13 protein-coding genes are annotated in these 18,274 nt (G+C 63.9%); 10 read left to right on the top strand and 3 right to left on the bottom strand.

The window, feature by feature from the left end; genetic code table 11:
* Positions 1-75 precede the first annotated feature (75 nt).
* Positions 76-1,668, top strand: a complete 1,593-nt coding sequence (locus tag QW379_06645) for a hypothetical protein (protein MEM2870079.1) — start codon at positions 76-78, stop codon at positions 1,666-1,668.
* Positions 1,669-1,672: 4 nt separating this feature from the next.
* Here the strand turns inward: QW379_06645 and QW379_06640 are convergent, their stop codons facing one another.
* The gene (locus QW379_06640; protein MEM2870078.1) at positions 1,673-2,548 is read right to left on the bottom strand and encodes a hypothetical protein; all 876 of its coding nucleotides are present in this window, start codon (positions 2,546-2,548) and stop codon (positions 1,673-1,675) included.
* A gap of 4 nt (positions 2,549-2,552) precedes the next feature.
* Positions 2,553-2,987 carry a Fe-S cluster assembly scaffold protein NifU gene (gene nifU / locus QW379_06635; GenBank protein MEM2870077.1) on the bottom strand — a complete coding sequence of 145 codons (435 nt, stop codon included), beginning with the start codon at positions 2,985-2,987 and terminating at the stop codon, positions 2,553-2,555.
* A 232-nt stretch (positions 2,988-3,219) separates the two neighbouring features.
* Here nifU and QW379_06630 point away from each other — a divergent pair, with 232 nt between their 5' ends.
* From QW379_06630 to QW379_06590, 9 genes are all read left to right on the top strand, one after another.
* Positions 3,220-3,912, top strand: a complete 693-nt coding sequence (locus QW379_06630) for a HisA/HisF-related TIM barrel protein (protein MEM2870076.1) — start codon at positions 3,220-3,222, stop codon at positions 3,910-3,912.
* Positions 3,909-4,484, top strand: coding sequence for a DUF2240 family protein (locus QW379_06625; protein ID MEM2870075.1), 576 nt, complete (start codon positions 3,909-3,911; stop codon positions 4,482-4,484). Before QW379_06630 ends, QW379_06625 begins: the two co-directional genes overlap by 4 nt.
* Positions 4,485-4,646: 162 nt before the next feature.
* Positions 4,647-7,877 (top strand): kelch repeat-containing protein, encoded by a 3,231-nt coding sequence (locus QW379_06620; GenBank protein MEM2870074.1) that lies wholly within the window; start codon positions 4,647-4,649, stop codon positions 7,875-7,877.
* Positions 7,874-8,236 (top strand): hypothetical protein, encoded by a 363-nt coding sequence (locus tag QW379_06615; protein ID MEM2870073.1) that lies wholly within the window; start codon positions 7,874-7,876, stop codon positions 8,234-8,236. The genes QW379_06620 and QW379_06615 overlap by 4 nt, the downstream gene beginning before the upstream one ends.
* 212 nt (positions 8,237-8,448) lie before the next feature.
* Positions 8,449-10,116 carry a thermosome subunit beta gene (gene thsB / locus QW379_06610; GenBank protein ID MEM2870072.1) on the top strand — a complete coding sequence of 556 codons (1,668 nt, stop codon included), beginning with the start codon at positions 8,449-8,451 and terminating at the stop codon, positions 10,114-10,116.
* Between the two features lie 34 nt (positions 10,117-10,150).
* Positions 10,151-11,800, top strand: coding sequence for a thermosome subunit beta (gene thsB / locus QW379_06605; protein MEM2870071.1), 1,650 nt, complete (start codon positions 10,151-10,153; stop codon positions 11,798-11,800).
* Between the two features lie 272 nt (positions 11,801-12,072).
* On the top strand, positions 12,073-12,711 hold the full coding sequence (locus QW379_06600) for a DUF2284 domain-containing protein (GenBank protein ID MEM2870070.1): 639 nt from the start codon (positions 12,073-12,075) through the stop codon (positions 12,709-12,711).
* A gap of 205 nt (positions 12,712-12,916) precedes the next feature.
* Complete coding sequence (locus QW379_06595; protein ID MEM2870069.1) at positions 12,917-14,497, top strand: ATP-binding protein; 1,581 nt, start codon at positions 12,917-12,919, stop codon at positions 14,495-14,497.
* Positions 14,498-14,552: 55 nt separating this feature from the next.
* Positions 14,553-16,694 (top strand): hypothetical protein, encoded by a 2,142-nt coding sequence (locus QW379_06590; GenBank protein MEM2870068.1) that lies wholly within the window; start codon positions 14,553-14,555, stop codon positions 16,692-16,694.
* An 812-nt stretch (positions 16,695-17,506) separates the two neighbouring features.
* Here QW379_06590 and QW379_06585 read toward each other — a convergent pair.
* The gene (locus QW379_06585; GenBank protein ID MEM2870067.1) at positions 17,507-18,199 is read right to left on the bottom strand and encodes a hypothetical protein; all 693 of its coding nucleotides are present in this window, start codon (positions 18,197-18,199) and stop codon (positions 17,507-17,509) included.
* Between the last annotated feature and the right edge of the window lie 75 nt (positions 18,200-18,274).

Below are 18,274 nucleotides of genomic sequence, written 5' to 3'. Positions count from 1 at the left end.
AGGCGATTGCGGGACTGAACCGGCAGCGTATTCCGCAGGGCGTTGGCGTCCATGGAGCGAAAGGGGCACAGGGGAATGGATGAGGATGTTGTTGAGGCCGCGCTGAGGGGTTCGGCGAGGCACCTCGCCGCCGCGCGCTGGTCGGGGTGCGGGGGCGCGGAGCAGGTTGAGGTTCACGCGATCGTCCCCCTCTTCGAGAGGCGCGGGGCGTTCTTCTTCTGTGCCGTCCTGTCCTTCCCGCCCGATCCTGACCTCCGCTTCGTCTCTCTCGTCGCTTCTCCGGAGCGCCTTGCGGGCCCCGGGCCCTTCCGGAGCGCGGGAATGTGGTTCCGCGAGGCCGAGACCACCCCCGAGTTCGTCTCATTCGTCGTGGAGAGCATGAGGGCGGGCCGGACCAGCGCGGGCGATCGCGGGAGGGTTGTGTGGAGGATGAGGGAGCTCCCGCGCGGCCGTGCGGGCCGGCCTGAGGCGCTCGGCGGCGACACCAGCAACGCCCTCGTCTCCTTTTGCATCGGGAGGCGGAGGGTTGTGCTCAAGAGCTACAGACGCCTCGACCCCTTCAACCCGGAGCCGGAGATGCTCGCTTTTCTGACGGAGAGGGGCGCGCGTCTCGCGCCCCGCGTCCTCGGGGAGGCTTTTTTCGAGCCCGCTGGGGGAGGACAGGCCGCTACCTCCAGCCCCTCCGGGGCTCCAGGCTCTCCAATGGTCTCCCGGCCTCCGGAGGAGCCGGCCTCGCTTGCGCCCCACCACCCAGAGGGAGGTTTTCCCGGGGGCAGGCCCCTGTGCGCCGCGATCCTCATCGAGCACATCGAGGGCTTCCCGGCCCTTCCAGCCTTCGTAGGCAACGCGCGCAGGGCGATTCGGCGCGGGCTGGGCCACCACACGTGCGTTCCGGGGAGGCTCGGGATGGCGCTGGGCGAGCTGCACAGCCAGCTCAGCTCAACGCGCGCTCCGCCGGAGCTCCGGCCCGGTATCATCGATCGGGACGATGTGGCGAGGTGGAGGGACGAAATCCTCGGCGACTACGGAAGGGCCGTCTCCGCCCTGCGCGGATGGCGCCGCAGGGAGCTCGAGGCTGCCCGGGGGACGGTTGAGGAAGCCCTCCTCCCGATGGAGCGCTGGCCCGGAGGGCTGAAGATTCGGACACATCAAGACATGCATCTCGCGCAGGTCCTGATATGCCCGCGCGGCTTCAGGTTTCTGGACTTCGAGGGTGAGCCCCTCAGGCGAGGCGCAAGGCGCGTCGAGAGGCTTCCGCCCGAGAGGGACGTGGCGGGGATGCTCCGCTCCTTCTCATACGCCTCCGCTCTGGCCCTCAGGGCCGCTCGCGCGGGGCAGGGAAGAGGCGGGAGGTTTCCGGGGAAGGATGCGGGGGAAGGGGCAGGAGGCGGCGAAGGAGAATTCCACCCCACGGGTGCGTCGTGGAGGGAGGCGGAGGCCCGCGCGGCGGATTGGGAGAAGGGGGTCTCCGATGCTTTTGTCGAAGGATACCTCTCCTCCTGCCCGCGCTCGGTGAGAAGGAAGGGGATGAGGGGGCTCATGGTGTCCGTCCGCGTCTGGATGATTCAGAAGGCGCTCTACGAAATCCTCTATGAGGCCCGCCACAGGCCGCGTCTTGTTGACATCCCGCTCCGGGGGCTGGTCTCGCTCCTCCAGGCCGGCTCCTGAGCTCTCAGCCAGCAGGCTTTCCGGGACCCGGGAGTCTCACAGAGAGGAGGTTGAGCGGCGCGAGAAAGACCTCCGGGGCCAGCTCCTCCTCCCTGGCCTCCACGAGAATTCTCTCCTCGAGCCTATTCCTCTCGGACGCTCGGCCCGAAGCGACGGCCTCGAGCACCTCGGCCATCGCCGCCCACATCCCCTTTCTGTCGTCGGCTGGGATGGCCTCGAGAGCGGCCGCGGCCCTCTCGAGCGAGAGCGAGAGCGCCAGAAAGACGAGAGCGACGGAAGCGGGCCTCGCGTCCTCCGCGCCACCCGCGAAGTCGAGAAAGTGGGCCTCGGCGCGCCTCTGGCGCTCGGCCCTTTCCGCGGCCTCACCGGAGCTCGCCAGCTCGTCGAGGAGGGTTCTGAGAATCTCCAGCCCTCCCTCGACGCTCTTCCATGAAGGCAGGGCCCTTGCCGTCCTGAGAGCCTCTCCAAGGCCGAGCGCGGCTCCTCCAGTGATGTCTCCGGAGCCCGGCGGAGGGGGCAGCTCCCCCGCGCTCTCCCCGGTGAGGAGCTCATCGAGCACCGTCCTCCCGGAGGCGCGGACCATTGCCCCCCAGAGGCACCTCCCCGTCAGCCTCAGGGCCTCCATGGCGCTCTCCCTCCCCGGCGCCCTCCGGACGATCAACTTTCCCGTCCTGAACACATGGACCCTCTGGCCCCCCCTCTCCGCGATTCCGTAGCCCATCTGGTCCGAGCAGCGAATGCTCTCGAAGAAGGGGGAGGCGAGGAGGAGGCGGCAGAGGAGCACTGGGTCGAAGAACGCGGCGCACTCCCTGCCCCCCAGCCAGGCCTCGAGCGTGACGAGCCCCTCCTCAGTGCAGGGCTGAATCTCGACGAGCTCCAATTTTTCACCTGGACCCGGCCTTCTCGAGGTGGCACTCGACCTCCGTCCTGACCTTTATGTGCGAGGCGTCCCGGCCATTCTTCTCCAGATAGTCCTTTATTGCGGCGTGGAGAGCGTCCGCGGCAAGATTGGAGCAGTGCATCTTGACCGGTGGAAGGCCTCCGAGCTCGCTTGCGATGTCGGCCCTAGTGATTCTCAGCGCCTCGTCGAGCGTCTTGCCCTTCGCGAGCTCTGTCACCATGCTGCTCGTCGCGATCGCAGCGCCGCAGCCGAAGGTCTTGAACTTGATGTCAGTGATGACGTCGTCCTTAACCTTTATGTAAACAAACATCAGATCCCCGCAGGTCGGGTTCCCCACCTTCCCGACGCCGTCCGCGTCCTTCATCTCGCCCATGTTGCGCGGGTTCATGAAGTGGTCCATGACCTTCTCTGAGTACATCCCTGCACCTTCGGCGCTTAACCGGTGCGCCTTAATATATATTTTATGGGTGGGGCTCCCGATATCCCCTTTCAAACTGCGCGACTGTCCGGCATCGGGGCGAAACGGTGCCCCGGCGGGGACTCTCTGCCCGCGCGAATGCGGCGCCACACGCCCCCGGCGAAATCGCTCGCGCGTCGGCGGTCGCCGCTCCTTCGCTCTCTTTAAATATAACGGCGCAGATGCTTCCCCGGTGATTCAAACGCAGGAGCGGGGGTTCGACGTGATGCCCGCCGTGTCCGTCCTCGACGGCGAAATCGTTATCGTCAGGGGAGGCCGGTACGAGAGGCTCGAGGACGAGAGCGGCAGACCCCTCGACCCCGCCTCTTTCGTCGAGCAGCTGATGGAGAGCTATGAGAGAGCCTTCATAGTAGACATCACCGGCATAGAGACCGGCGAGCCCCAGCTCCGGCTGCTCCAGGAGCTCTCGGAGGCGGGCGAGATATGGGTGGACCCGGGCGTCAGGAAGGCGGAGACCGCGCTCGACGTGCTCGTCGCGGGCGCGGCCCACGTGGTCTTCGGCACCAAGACGCTGGCGGGAGTCGAGGAGCTCTCGAAGGCCCTGGGCGACACAGAGGAGGTCTCGCTCGGAATAGACTGGGAGGGCCGGGTAGTGGCTTTCGACGAGCAGCTAAAGCATCTGAGCCCCCGGACGCTGCTCGACATCTCGCGTAACCTAGGCCTGAAAAGGATATTCTTTAACGACCTTGGCCGAAGCAACTCGAGGAAGCCCATCGAGGCGCGAATCATCTCAGAGCTCACGAGGGGGCCGCTCGAGCTCTATGTCGGCGGTGGCGTGATGCAGGACGACCTTCCGGCGATAAAGGCGGCGGGCGCGAAGGGCGCACTGCTCAGCCTTTTGTCCATCGTGAAGGAAGCGGGGTGAGACTCTTGTCCGCGGAGGCGGGAGGCGGGGGCCGCGCGAGCGAGACGGAGGAGCTCAGGCGCGCCGTGGCTCTGATATTCAGGCGGAAGGCCAAGGACTTCCTGACGGACAGGGAGTTCGTCTTCTCGGCATCGATGGACCTACGCTGGTTCAACTACTCGGACGCAATGAGGCTGCTCGAGACCGCGCTACGGGCCGGGCTGGTCAGGCGCGAGGGGAAGGCAGTCACGCCGACCTTCAACCACAGGAGCGTCGAGCTCCCGCCGGGCTTCAGGCCCTCGGCCTCTATCCTGACGGCAGGGCCATCGCCAATGCCGGAGACGCTCCTGACGCGCATCGCGGACGACATCGCAAAGAAATCGGGGAGGGAGAGGCCCGCAGTGATGGCCGAGATAAACAAAAGGCGGGAGGAGCTGGGGCTCGAGCCCGAGATCGCGGCGCTCCTCATCGCGCGCGCCTCGGGCGTGGACATCGACCCGATGCTGGACGAGGCCGAGAGGGCGATAAGGGAGAGAATCGCTCGCAGGGTCGAGCGCGAGCCGGTGGGGCCAAAGAGGGACGAGGAGGAGTAGGGGCGGGGCTCTTAGAAACGCAACGCGGGCCGCGGAAACAGGAGCGAAAGTAATTCCCGAGCAAAAACAAGTTTGATTTAACAATTAGATGAATATATCAAAGTTAATATATGTATCAATATCGAAATACTGGAATCAATAAATGGCGGGACGGAGGAGTAAATGCCGCGCAGGAGAGCACAAATATTGATGATGGCGCATATGATACTATTCGCATCCTTAACGACATCTCTGGAAAGTTCCTCAGACCATTCGACAATATCTCCGACAATAACGAGCAATGACATGGATTTCAATGGAACGGGCTGCCTCTTTGAGAATTGTCTGATCCGAGGCACTGGCACCGACGCCCGCATTGAACTAGATCTCAACCTGACGGGGGTCTGGAAAGAAAGGGCCCCGTCGGTTTCTCCCGCTCCAAGGTGCTGGCACGCGATGGCCGCGATCGGCAATGACGATAAAATAATCCTCTATGGAGGACTGAGCAAAGAATACAGCGGATGGATTCTACTCAATGACACATGGGTCTACGATTTGAGCGAAAATACCTGGACCCACACGTTTCCCCCGCGCGACCCCTCAGGAAGATACGCTCACGCGATGGCGACCATCTGGGGTGACGATAAGGTGGTGCTTTACGGCGGGCATTCGAACAATATGACCGATTCGAATATCAATGGAACATGGGTGTACGACCTGAGTGAGAATCAATGGTTTCTTATCGACACCGGCGTTCACCCCTATCCCTCTCGCTGGGGGCATGCCATGGCCTCGAGCATTAATGACTCCGGAATCTTTCTTTACGGAGGTAGAGCCCATGCTGGAGGATATCTCTCGGATTTCTGGAGATACGATATCAAGACAAATCAATGGTGCTTTCTTGCTACTGAAGGCAATCCCGGAAAAAGAAGTGATCATTCAATGGCTGCTATATGGAATGACGATAAATTTGTAATGTTCGGCGGATATAACGATTATGAATTCACGAATGAGACTTGGGTATATGATACAAGCGAGAACAGGTGGAGCCTGCGGTCGCAATCGAACCCTCCTTCTGCCAGATGGAGGCAAACGGAAGCGACCGTATTTTTTGATGATAAAGCCATCATGTTCGGGGGCTGCCTGCTTGCTCCAAATATTGACTGGGCGGAAACATGGATATATGACGCCGGGGATGATCAATGGTATTTAAGAGAACCATCAGACAAACCGCCGGGCCGGAGTACGACTGCGATGGCGCCGGTAAAAAATAAAGACCTTGTCGTTTTATTCGGAGGCTATAATTTTTCAAGCGGTAATGTGCTGAACGATACGTGGGTCTACAGCTTTTCTCCCTACCTTTGGAACGGCACCTACCGCTCCCCCTACCTCGACCTCGGCGGCCCCTCGCGGCTTGTGGCGCTCTGCTGGACAGCGGCCGCGCCGCCCGGGACCTCCATTCTCTTCCAGCTCCGCGCGGCTGAGAGCGAGAGCGCGCTCCAGTCTGCGGACTTCGTCGGCCCGGACGGAACTCCCGATTCATATTACACCGAGAACTCCACAATCCATGGCGTCCCGCACGGCGCGAGGTGGTTCCAGTACAGGGCGCTTTTGAAGACGGAGAACCAGTCCCTGACGCCCTCGCTATATAAAGTTGTCATAACATACAATCGCATTCCCGAGGCGCCCGCGCTGGTGAGTCCACCGGAAAAGAAATGGACCAATGTTAGCAGGCCGGTTTTTACATGGATATTCAGAGACGCCGACTCCTCCGTACAGGGCGGCTACGAACTCCAGCTCGACCGGAGCCTGAAATTCTCCCCGGCGCTGTACACGAGCGGGGAGGTCGAGTCGGGGAACACCTCCCACGCCCCCTCCATTTCAATCAAGGACGGCGTCTGGTACTGGAGGGTCAGGACGAGGGACAGGGACGGCGACTGGGGGCCGTTCAGCGAGGCGCGCGAGCTCTGGCTGGACGCGACGCCCCCCCGCCCCTTCGCTCCGGAGGCCGCGCCCTCCGGCTGGACGAGTGTGGTTCCGTCCATTTCTTACTCCACATCGGACGACGCAAGCGGCATCGACCGCTACGAGTTTTTCATCGACGGCGAGGCCTACGCGTTTCAGGAGAACCCCTTCACGCCGCCCGACCCGGGCGAGGGCGCTCACGAGGTCGTGGTCAGGGCCTTTGACAGGGCCGGGAACTTCAGGGACGGGAGGGTGGAGATATACATAGACCGGAGCCCTCCGGAGCCCTTCGAGCCGCTGGCGTCCCCCCCGTGCTGGACGAGGAGCGCTCCGCAGATATTCTTCAATGCGGAGGACAGGCTGAGCGGAGTCGAGCGCTACGAGGTCTCCGTGGACGGCGGGCCCTTCACTGTCCATAGTAGCCCGTGCGTCCTTCCTGACCTGAGCGACGGAACCCACAACGTCGTCGTCAGGGCCCACGACCGCGCGGGAAACTTCCGCGAAGCTAATGTCACTGTATATATCGACAGGACGGCCCCGGAATTTCTGGGGCTCTCGGTGGAGCCCTCCGGATGGACGAACGGGGACCCTGTGGTTGTTTTCGTTGCGGAGGATGGCCTGAGCGGGGTCGAGCGCCACGAGGTCAGCGTGGACGGGGGGGACTTCTCTGTGCAGACCAGCCCCTTCGTGCCGGCAAATCTGGGCGATGGCGCCCACACAATCGTCGTGAGGGCCTTCGACAGGGCCGGGAATTTTGTCGAGGGGACTGCCACCGCCCTCGTCGACAGGACGCCCCCGATGCCCTTCGAGCCCGTGGTGGTTCCCGGGGGCTGGACAAATACGCCGCCGGAGGTCCGGTTCAACACGAGCGACGGGCTGAGCGGGATTGCGGGCTACGAGCTTCAGGTGGGCGGCGGGTCGTTCATGAAGGCGACGAGTCCGTGGAGGGCGGAGGGAGTTGGGGACGGTGTCCATGAGGTCACCGTGAGGGCGCTGGATGCTGCGGGGAACAGTCGCGATGCGCGGGTGACGATTTACATTGACAGGACTCCTCCGGTGAATGTCTCGGTCCTCGTCAACGGCGGGGCGCGATATACGGAGCGGAGGCTCGTCCGCCTGACGGTATCGGCGAGCGACGAGCTCTCCGGGCCGGAAAGGATGCGCCTCAGCAATGACGGGGTCAATTACACGGAGTGGGAGCCATTCAGCACGGAGAGGAACTGGACGCTACCGGGCGGCCACGGTACGAAAACGGTTTATGTCGTGGTGAGCGACCGCGCCGGGAACGAGGCGGAGGCGGTGGCGAGAATTGTCTACAGGCCTTCGGGGGAAGGGGGCCCGCTCGCCGGGGCCGCGCTGTCGGCGCTGGTGATTGTGGCGTGCGCGCTCGGGGCGGCCGGAGCGCTCTGGCTCTGGAGGCGCTGGAGGGCGGGGAGGGTGCGCCGGTGAGCGCCACCTGCGCCGGCAAGTCCCCATTGAATATCCTGAAGATCACAAGAGGCGAGCTGAGAATTCAGAGCGAGCCGGGGGCGGCCGTGACCGTCAATGGCGAGCCCGTCGGCGGCACCGGGGGAATATTTGCGCTGCCGGTAGTTCTGGAGAAGGGGGAGAATCGGTTTGTTATCGAGGCCCGCAACGCGGCCGGGAATATCAACACGACGGAGCTCGTGCTGAGCTACTCGCCGCCGAAGCCGCCGCCTCAAACCCCGTCTGAGAAGACTGACTGGCTCCTGCTGGTGGCAATCATCATAATCATCGCGGGGGCCGCCGCCGCGGGCTATCTGGCGCTGAGGAGGAGGCACAGATAGCGCCCCCGGAATTCGTGATAGGTGTGAGGCTCCCTGACCGCCATGGAGGAGCGAGCGGGCCGCCCGGGCGCGGGTCCACGGCTGCGCCACGCGTGCCCGGCTGCTCCGACGGTCCAGAGGGGGGCCGGAGGGGCCGGGACCCGTGTAAGGGCCAATAACAGCAAACTATATATAGAACCGCATTTATATCCCCCACCCCCGGAGGAATATCAATGATGTCGGGACAGCCGGTGCTCATTCTCAAGGAGGGGACGCAGAGGGAAAGGGGCAGGGGCGCGCACCACAACAACATCGCGGCCGCGCTTGCGATCGCGGACGCGGTCCGCAGCACGCTCGGCCCGAAGGGTATGGACAAGATGCTCGTGGACAGTCTTGGCGATATAGTAATCACCAACGACGGCGCCACGATTCTGAAGGAGGTGGACGTCCAGCACCCCGCGGCCAAGATGCTGGTCGAGGTCGCGAAGGTGCAGGACCAGGAGTCGGGCGACGGGACGACGACCGCGGTCATACTCGCGGGCGAGCTTCTCAGGCGCGCCGAGGAGCTCCTTGACAAGAACATCCACCCGACAACCATCACCGCGGGCTACAGGATGGCCTCCGAGAGGGCCCTCAAGGCTCTGGAAGCGCTCGCGGAGCCGGTGGACAGGAGGGACACCGAGAAACTGAAGAGCGTGGCAATGACCGCCATGATGAGCAAGAGCGTCTCGGGCGTCAGGGAGCAGCTCGCGGACCTCGCTGTAAAGTCGGTCCTTGCGATAGCGGAGGAGAGGAGGGGGAGGGTCAGGGCGGATCTGGACAACATTCTCGTAATAAAGAAGCACGGCGGGTCCGCGCGCGACACGAAAATGTTCGAGGGTGTCATTCTCGACAAGGAGGTCGTCCACGCGGCGATGCCGAAGAGGGTGAAGGACGCCAGAATCGCCCTCCTCGACTGCGCGCTCGAGATCAAGAAGACCGAGGTGGACGCGAAAATCACCGTAGAGGCGCCCGAGAAGCTGCAGGCCTTCCTGGCGGAGGAGGAGGGCACGCTCAAGAAGATGGTGGACGATGTGCTGGCGACCGGGGCCAATGTGGTCGTGAGCCAGAGGGGCATAGACGACATGGCCCAGCACTTCCTCGCGAGGGCGGGCGTGCTCGCGGTCAGGAGGGTCAAGAAGTCCGACATGGAGAAGCTCGCGAGGGCGACCGGCGGCTCCATTGTCTCCCGAATTCGGGACATCACCAAAGAGGACCTCGGCAAGGCCGGGCTGGTCGAGGAGGTCAGGGTCGGCAGCGATCTGATGACCTTCGTCACCGGCTGCGAGGGCGCGAGGGCCGTTTCCATCCTGATTCGCGGCGGCACGGAGCATGTCGTGGACGAGATGGAGCGCTCCCTGCACGACGCGCTGAGCGTCGTGGCGGACGTGGTCGAGGACGGGAAGGTCTACACGGGCGCGGGCGCGGCCGCGATGGAGCTGAGCCGGGAGCTCAGGGAGCTCGCGGCGAGCTCGGGCGGCAGGGAGCAGCTCGCGATCGAGGCCTACGCGGACGCTCTCGAGGGAATTCCGCGCGCGCTCGCCGAGAATTCTGGCCTGGACCCGATCGACGTCCTCATAGACCTCAGGCGCGCCCACGCGCAGGGCCAGAAGCATGCGGGTGTGAACGTGTTCACGGGAAAGGTCGAGGACATGAGGGCGCACAACGTTGTCGAGCCCCTCAGGGTCGGGAGGCAGGTGCTGAAGTCCGCGACCGAGGCCGCGACGATGATTCTGAGGATAGACGACATTATCGCGGCGAAGGACTTCACGAAGGAGGCGGAGGAGAAGGAGAAGGAGAAGAGGGGCGGGGGCGGCGGCGGGGGCTACTGCCCGCCCGGGGGTTGCGGAATCGGCGGCTGAGCCCCGAACATAAGGGTCAGGGAGGTTGATGGATATGATGGGACAGCAGGTGCCTGTGCTGTTGCTGAAGGAGGGGACGAGGACCGAGAAGGGCAGGGCCGCCCTGATGAACAACATAATGGCGGCGAGGGCCGTGGCGGACGCGGTCCGGACCACGCTGGGCCCGAGGGGGATGGACAAGATGCTCGTCGACTCGATGGGCGACGTCGTCATAACCAACGACGGCGTGACCATCCTGAAGGAGGTGGACATCGAGCACCCCGCGGCCAAGATGATGGTCGAGGTCGCGAAGGCCCAGGACCAGGAGGTCGGGGACGGGACGACGACCGCGGTGGTTCTCGCGGGCGAGCTGCTGAAGAGGGCGGAGGAGCTGATATCGCTCAACCTCCACCCCACTCTCATAACCACCGGCTTCAGGATGGCCGCGGACAGGGCCGTCGAGCTGCTTCAGGAGGCGGCCGAGCCGATAAAGCCCGACGACAGGGAGACCCTCAAAAAGCTCGCGACAACCTCGATATCCAGTAAGGGGGCCTCGCACTCGAAGGAGATGCTGGCGGGGCTCGCGGTGGACGCGGTGGCGGCGATAGTCGAGGAGAGGGAGGGCAGGAGGGTCGCCGACATCGAGAACATTCAGGTCGTGAAGAAGCACGGGGGCTCCATAGACGACACCGAGCTCGTGCGCGGCATAATCATAGACAAGGAGGCCGTGCACCCGGCGATGCCGAAGGTCGTCGAGGGGGCGAGAATCGCCCTGCTCGACTGCGCCCTCGAGATCAAGAAGACCGAGGTCGAGGCGAAGATCGAGATTCGGGACCCGTCGAAGATGAACGCCTTCCTGGCGGAGGAGGAGAGGCGGCTGAAGGAGATGGCCGAGAAGATAAAGGCCACGGGCGCGAACGTCGTGCTCTGCCAGAAGGGCATAGACGACCTCGTGCAGTACTATCTGGCGAAGGCCAAGATATACGCCGCCAGAAGGCTCAAGAGGTCCGACATGGAGAAGCTGGCGAGGGCCACGGGCGCCAGAATCGTCTCGAGGCTCGACGAGCTGAGCCCCGACGACCTCGGGAGGGCCGGCCTCGTCGAGGAGAGGAAGGTCGGGGACGAGAAGATGACCTTCGTGACGGAGTGCGAGGGGGCGAAATCCGTGTCCATCCTGATTCGCGGGGGCACGGAGCACGTCGTGGACGAGATGGAGCGCTCCCTGCACGACGCGCTCAGCGTGGTCTCGGCGGCCGTGGAGGACGGGAGGATATGCACCGGCGGGGGCTCGACCGCGATGGAGCTCTCGCTGAAGCTCAGGGACTACGCTGCGACGGTCGGGGGCAGGGAGCAGCTCGCGGTGCAGGCCTTCGCAGAGGCCCTCGAGGTCGTCCCGAGGGCGCTGGCGGAGAACGCTGGTCTGGACCCGATCAACACCCTGATCGACCTGAGGAAGGCGCACAAGGAGGGCCAGAGGCACGCCGGCGTCAACGTGTTCACGGGCAAAATCGTGGACATGAAGGCCGAGAGCGTGCTCGAGCCCCTCAGGCTCGGGAGGCAGGCGATTCTCTCCGCGACCGAGGCCGCAACGATGATATTGAGGATAGACAATGTCATCGCGGCCAAGCGCGAGATCCCCGGGGCGCCCGGGAAGAAGGGCAAGGGCCTCGAGGAGGGCGGGGAGGGGGGCGCGGGCGAGGACTGAGGCCCGTGGGCGACGGAGGGACGGGGGCCGGGGCCGGACCGCGCGCGCCGGTCCCGGTCCCCGGATAATAGACGAGGGGCCTGAGAGCTCCATCGTCGAGGAGAGGCCCGTGCCTCCCGGCGTGGGGCGGAGGCCTGCGCCTACCTGCAAGGATGGTCCCACTCCTCCGCCCGGGACCCGCTTGCTCTAATGGTAGGGGGATGGAGGGCGAGTTCTGCCCCCGAGCCGGGAGCAGAGCCCCCCGTTCCCGCTGTCAGGAGGGAGGGGGCGGAATGCCCGTTGCGAAAATCAGGCTGGAGGTCCCGGAGGAGGAGCTTCTGGAGCAGCTCGAGCGCTACAGGCGGGAGGCGATTCGGCTCGGCGCGACCGACGCGAGGGTCGTGCCGGCGTCGAGAATCGTCGTGGACGAGAGGGTCGCGCTGAAGTGCAGGGTTCCGGTGTGCTTCGGCTACGGAACGTCGGCGAACTGCCCCCCGCACACCCTGAGGCCCGAGGAGACTAGGGCGCTCGTGGCGATGTACAGGCATGCGATAGTGCTGAAGCTCGATATCCCGCCGGAGGTCATCGTGCGGGACAGGGAGACCGTGATGCAGCGCGTCGAGGCCTATAAAAAAATCTTCGACATCGTGAGCGCGATAGAGTCGATGGCCTTCTACGACGGCCACTATCTGGCGGTCGGCTTCGCCGCCGGCTCCTGCAGGAGCACCTTCTGCCACAGGGCCGAGTGTGCGGTCCTGAGGGGGGAGAGGTGCAGGAACGAGCTCCGCGCCCGGCCCTCAATGGAGGCGGTCGGAATCGACGCCTACAGAATCGCGACCGAGCTGGGCTGGGACATCTACCCCATCGGCTCGTCGTGCAAGAAGGAGGACGTCCCGCGCGGGACGCTGATGGGGGTTGTGATGGTCAGGTGACCGCGGGGCCACTCCCCCCGCGAGATTTCATGAGAAAGTGAAAGTCAGCACAGGAGCTGACGTGCTGGAGCTCAGCTGAATTCTGGAGCGCGCACCGGCCGGCCCCGCATCGCCTCCGAAGGACGTGGCGCCGGGGACAGAACTCCGGCCCCGAAAAATACAACCTTTAAATGCCCGTAAGCCCTTCCCTCGATGAGGGACTGTCATGGCCGCCACAACCGCGCGCGAACTGCTCGCCTCGGGCGCAAGGCCCGCGACGCCTTTCGAGAGGCTCAGGGAAAGAATTTTGGGGATGCTTGATGAACTCCGCGCCCGCGGCCTGAGCGACGAGGAGGCGCTCCAGTCCCTCTACCCGACGACGATTCTCCCGCTCGAGACGCTCGAGAGCCTCACGTCCGCGCTGGTCGCCGGGAGCCACGTGATTCTCTTCGGGCCGCCGGGCTCAGGGAAGACCAGTCTCGCCCGCGACGTCTGGGCCCTCTTCCCAAAGAAGGTCTGGGCCGTCGCCGACTGCCCCGTCCAGGACGACCCCTTCAGCCTTGTCGACGAGGCTTTCTCGCGCCTCGCGCCCCCCTGCCCATTCTGCAGGATGAAGTACGGAGGCGTCAGGCACGGCGAGCTACGCGACTTTAAGGCCTCAGAGGTGGACCCCGCTGCGGTGCCCGTGGCCGAGGGGACGCTCAGGGAGGGGCACGGGATGGCGCGCATACAGGGCTCGTCGGAGGTCTTCCCGGACAACCTGACGGGCTCGGTCAACCTGCACAGGCTCGAGCAGCTCGGCGACCCGATGAGCCCGCTCGTTCTGGAGCCGGGGAAGCTCCTGCAGGCGAACCGCGGGCTCCTCATCGCCGATGAGATCGGCAAGCTCCCCGTCGGGACCCAGAACGTCCTCCTGCAGGCGCTTCAGGAGGGGACGGTGTCGCCCGCGAAGTCCCGCGAGACATTCCCGGCGGCCTTCGTCGCGGTCTGCACATCGAATCTGGGGGATCTGGACAACATCACCGAGCCCCTGAGCGACCGTCTGGCAAACGTCTATGTCGGCTTCAACCGGAGCCACCTGAAGAACAGGCTGATAGTCAATATGGCGCTCGGGGCCAGACCCGCGCGCGTCCTCTTCCCAGAGGTCTTCCTCGAGGCCGGGGTCTATCTCGTCGAGGAATGGCGGAGGAGCGCGGGCGAGATATACGAGCTATCCGAGGTCGGGAGCAACCGCACCATGATCGACATCGCGCTGCGCTCGGAGGCCTACGCGGCCCTCGACATCGGCCGCGACACGGCCCCCGATACTTCTGGGGCCGGGGGGAGCGGAGCTGGCGCCCGCAATGGTGGTGGCAGGGGAGGGGCCCGGAATTCCGCGTGGGCCGCCGCGCCTGGCCGCGCCGTCTCCCTCGAGCACTTCAAGAGGGGCGCGCTCGACGCCATGCTGGGCCACATCCGCGCACGGGGCGGTGACTCCTACGCGCAGGACGAGAAAACGGTACAGGAGTTCCTGAGAAAGGAGTTCGGCGTGGCGCTGCACAGGGCCGGGCTCGAGTACTGGTGCACCTTCTACAATGAAGTTCTGAAGGGGGACAAGAGCGAAGCCAAGAGGGTTCTGGAGGAGTGCTCGCAGGCGCTCAGGGCCGGGCCGTCGGGGGCCGCGAGGCTGGCGAAGTTCCAGCGCTTCGCCTCTTACGCCCTATCGAGGGAGCGCTTTAGGGGAGGGCTAGGGGACGTTGAAACCGCGCTCGAGGCCTTCGGGCTCCTCAAGGAGCTGGACGTCTTCGAGTGCGAGGAGAAGAGGTAGGGCCTCGGGTAACCGGAGCGTCAGGAGCGGTGATGGGGTCTGGTGTGAGGGGAGGATGGGCGGTGAGGGGGCCGGAGGCGAAAGCGGTGGAGTTATCAGGAGGGGAACTGGAGGGGGGAATGGCGACGAAGCTATTGGGGTTGGCGGAGTGGAAAGCGAAGAGGGAGCGGTGGTGGAAAGGGGCGGTGGAGGGGGCGGCGGAGGTAGCGATGGAGGGGGCGGGGCGAAGGGCATTGGAAGGGGAATGGAGGGAAAGATTCTGACGGGAGGGGGACTATCGCTCCCCGACTGCGGGGCCCTCGCCGAGCTCTCGGCCATGGAGCTCGAGCTCACGGACGCCGAGAGGGCCGAGCTGGTGAAGAGAATCTTCGAGGAGGGCCCGGGGGCGCTGGACCGCTTCGTGAGAGAAAAAGCGGCGGAGGAATCATCAATCGCGGCGGCGGTGAGGCGCTTCCGCTCCCTACTAGAGAGGCAGGCGGAGAGGGTCAGGGAGGAGGCGGAGCGCAGGGCGGGCGAGAGGCTCGCAGCGGAGAGGAGCAAACTGGAGGAGCGAGCCCGCGAAATTTCAAAAGAGGAGGAGGAGGCGGAGGAGAGGCGCAGGAGGCTCCGGGAGGAGCTCGGCGAGCTCCTTGAGAGGGCCCTCTACGCGGACCCGCTGGTGAAGGCGATCGCGAGCGCGCCGCCCGCCCCGCCGGAGCCTGAGACGCGCTGGCGGAGGCTTGCGCGCGCCGTCAGGGCCTTCCTCGCGGCCGTCGCGAGCGCGATCCGCCGGTTCTGGCGCTGGCTCCTAATGAGGCTTGGGGTCAGGAGGGAGCGGGGGCGGGGGACCCGCGCGCCGTCCCTCCTCGTCGAGCTCCCCAGTCTCGCCGGGACCCTCGAGGGCCTGGAGGCGAGGTTCGAAGGCGCGCTGCTGACCAGTCCTGAGCTGAGGAGGGGTGTCGAGGCCCGCCTGGCGAAGGAGGCCGGCCCTCTCGCGAGGCTCAGGATGAGGCTCGCCCGCAGGCTCAGCCTGCGCGCGTTCGGGAGGCTGGCGAGGGAGGCCTTCAGGATGAGGCTCGAGGAGCTCCTCTCGCGCAGGAGGCGCGAGGCCGAGGAGGAGGCGAGGGAGCTCGAGAGGAGGGCGGAGGAGCTCAGGAGGAGGAGGCTCGAGCTCGAGGGCGAGTACCGGAGGAGGGAGGAGGAAGCGACGAGCGAGAGGGAGAGGCTTCTCCGGGAGATGGGCAGGCGCGCCTCCGAGGAGCCCGAGAGGATGGTCCGCGAGAGGCTCGCCGAGGGGCTGGAGAGGTCGGGACTTCTCTCGAGGGACGGGAGGACCGGGGAGCTCAGGGTCACGGCGAGGCTGATCGACAGATTCGCCGACATCGCGCTCGCGGCCGAGCTGCGCAACCTGCCCCAGAGGTACTCGCTCGCGCTCGGGCGGGCCCCGCTCCAGCTCGGGACCTACGAGAGGGACAGGCTGAGGACGCTGGACGAGGTCTCCAGAATGGACATCGTCGAGAGCCTTGTGGAGGCGCGCCTCAGGCATCCCCGGAGCCGGACCCTGAGCGAGGAGGACGTCAGGGTGAACCGGGAGCTCTCGGGGGCGAGCCTGCACGTCGTTCTAGCCTTCGACAAGAGCAGCTCGATGGAGGAGAACGGGAGAATTCAGGCGGCGAAGAGGGCGGTGCTGGCGCTGTACAAGGCGGTGAAGAGGAGAGACCGGAGGAACGTCGTCGACTTGATCGGGTTCGACACCGAGGTCAGGCCGATGGACCTGGTTCAGGTCTGGGAGAGCCGGCCAGGCGGGTTCACGAACACGGGCGAGGCCATCAGGGTGGCGAGGGAGCTGCTCGCGCCAGCTCGCGCGGACCTGAAGATTCTCTACCTGATCACCGACGGCTACCCTGAGGCCTACACTGAGGGCGGGAGGGCGGTGGCGGGGGACTATGAGAGGAGCCTCGCCTACGCGCTCTCGCAGGCCTCGGAGCTCAGGAGGCTCAGGAACACGCGCCTCGTCCACGTCCTGCTCGAGCCGAAGGAGAGAATATTCGTCGAGGCCGCCGAGAGGGTCACAGCGGCCGCGGGCGGGAGGTTGATCACCACCGACCCGAGGAGGCTGGCGGCGGACATGCTCGCCGACTACTCTGAGGTCTCCGGGGAGGGCGTGAGGGCGGGGGGCAGGGCGCGGCGCGCCGCGGCCGCGGGGGCGGGGGGGTGAGGGGTTGGCGGAGTTCTAAATAAGCTTATCGATCCAGGTTGGCGGAGAGCTCGTTTCCCGAAATGACCTAGGGCCCGGGAGAGCGACCGGGGGATTATCTGGGCACTGCGTTCGCGTCGGGCAGGAAGATGCGTATCGAGGACACACCCCACGAGCTCAGGGTCGTCGGCCTCCACTCCTCATTCAATGATGTATTTCCCGGCCATCCCGGACAATTCTCCAAAATGGAGATCGTTGTTCCCGGAATATGGGCGGATTCCGGAAAGCCCTCTCATAAAGGACAAGGCTGCCGCTTGCGCGGAGAATCGGATAGCTCGTTCCGAAACTGGAGGCGGCTCCGGGCGCACTCGGGCCCCCGAAAAAACGTTTGTAGCCGGTTCTCCTGTTCCGTCCAGAGCAGGGGACTAGCTCAAGGGCTGAGCCGCTCGAAAATTTTCATGGCGAATTCTCATAAAATGCGATTGCAGTGGTCAATTAGGGTGGGCATGCTCTAAGGGCCGACTAATCGGATTACTGTTTCCAAAGGAACTGCAGGTATTAATATTAGAACCCGAGTAATAGGCTGCCTAGAAATCCTTAAATACTAAAAAAATTACCATCATTCTGTGCGCATTGTAAGCTATTCCACGGAAGAATAATTGTCTGTTTTGAGCGATCGTTTTCCTTGCCTCAATTTCATCACCCATGAGACGTTTCATGACGGAGAATACTGTCTCAATAATCGCCCGCCGATTGTATTTCTCTTTTGGAAAATTCTTCATAAGCATACGACGATACCGCCCATGAACCTCATCATCCCTGTGCTTCGACCGTCATAGAGGAATTATGCACTCTGCGCCGATAGTCTCTCGACAGAAGAAATGATGTGATTCTGCGTCATATCCCTTATCTGCGACCGTCGAAACAACGCGCTGCGGACCTGATGCCGAGTCGTTCAGAACAGGTTCGAAATCACGACTATCATTTGCTGGCCCTCGGCGAATCTTAATAGCGATGACCAATTGCTTGCGATGGTCTATGCTGAAGGTGGACTTGAGATACCTCCTCAATGGCCGCTTATCGTTTGTGCGCCTTTTACTATCGTGAGAGGTGCGGGAAAAGGTGAGGATATAATAATGGCTGGCCCGCCTTAGGCTGTAGCCGGTGGAATCAATGGCTATGTGGAGGTTTTTCAATTTGCAGAGAGAGGCGAAAGACCGGAGGATGCTCTTGAGCTGGGGCAGTTTGCTCCTGAGAGTGAACTTGTTTACTGTCGTGAAATGGAGTGTTCTGTTTTCTGGAAGTCTGAGCGCAGAGCGCAATTCGCTCCCAGCCGTCAGGAGCCAGTCCGCGAACCTTTCATAGCTCAATTGGAGATATTCTCTAAGCGCCGCCAGGGCTGTCAGGATATGGTTGTTGTAGATGTGGTTTGAGAATTTGCTGTTTTGGAGGGGCATACGGCTCCTTGAAACGGCCCTATTAACCTGTCGGACAAACTTTATCAGCCTTGAGAGCTTTTGGGACATGACAACGGCCCTCCTGTGTGTTGTGCTATAACTATATAGGGGGGCCCGTTGTTACATTTTTCGGAGGGTTTCTAT

This window comes from Thermoplasmata archaeon, assembly GCA_038851035.1.
GTDB lineage: Archaea > Thermoplasmatota > DTKX01 > VGTL01 > VGTL01 > JAWCLH01.
The sequence above is the reverse complement of the archived record's forward strand: the minus strand, read 5'-3'. Positions and strand labels throughout refer to the sequence as shown.

Excerpts from the sequence above, each read along its gene's own strand:
- thsB (MEM2870072.1), top strand. The coding sequence starts at position 8,449 with ATGATGTCGGGACAGCCGGTGCTCATTCTCAAGGAGGGGACGCAGAGG.
- nifU (MEM2870077.1), bottom strand. The coding sequence starts at position 2,987 with ATGTACTCAGAGAAGGTCATGGACCACTTCATGAACCCGCGCAACATG.
- QW379_06600 (MEM2870070.1), top strand. The coding sequence starts at position 12,073 with ATGCCCGTTGCGAAAATCAGGCTGGAGGTCCCGGAGGAGGAGCTTCTG.
- QW379_06620 (MEM2870074.1), top strand. The coding sequence starts at position 4,647 with ATGCCGCGCAGGAGAGCACAAATATTGATGATGGCGCATATGATACTA.
- QW379_06585 (MEM2870067.1), bottom strand. The coding sequence starts at position 18,199 with ATGTCCCAAAAGCTCTCAAGGCTGATAAAGTTTGTCCGACAGGTTAAT.
- QW379_06595 (MEM2870069.1), top strand. The coding sequence starts at position 12,917 with ATGGCCGCCACAACCGCGCGCGAACTGCTCGCCTCGGGCGCAAGGCCC.
- QW379_06590 (MEM2870068.1), top strand. The coding sequence starts at position 14,553 with ATGGGCGGTGAGGGGGCCGGAGGCGAAAGCGGTGGAGTTATCAGGAGG.
- thsB (MEM2870071.1), top strand. The coding sequence starts at position 10,151 with ATGATGGGACAGCAGGTGCCTGTGCTGTTGCTGAAGGAGGGGACGAGG.
- QW379_06645 (MEM2870079.1), top strand. The coding sequence starts at position 76 with ATGGATGAGGATGTTGTTGAGGCCGCGCTGAGGGGTTCGGCGAGGCAC.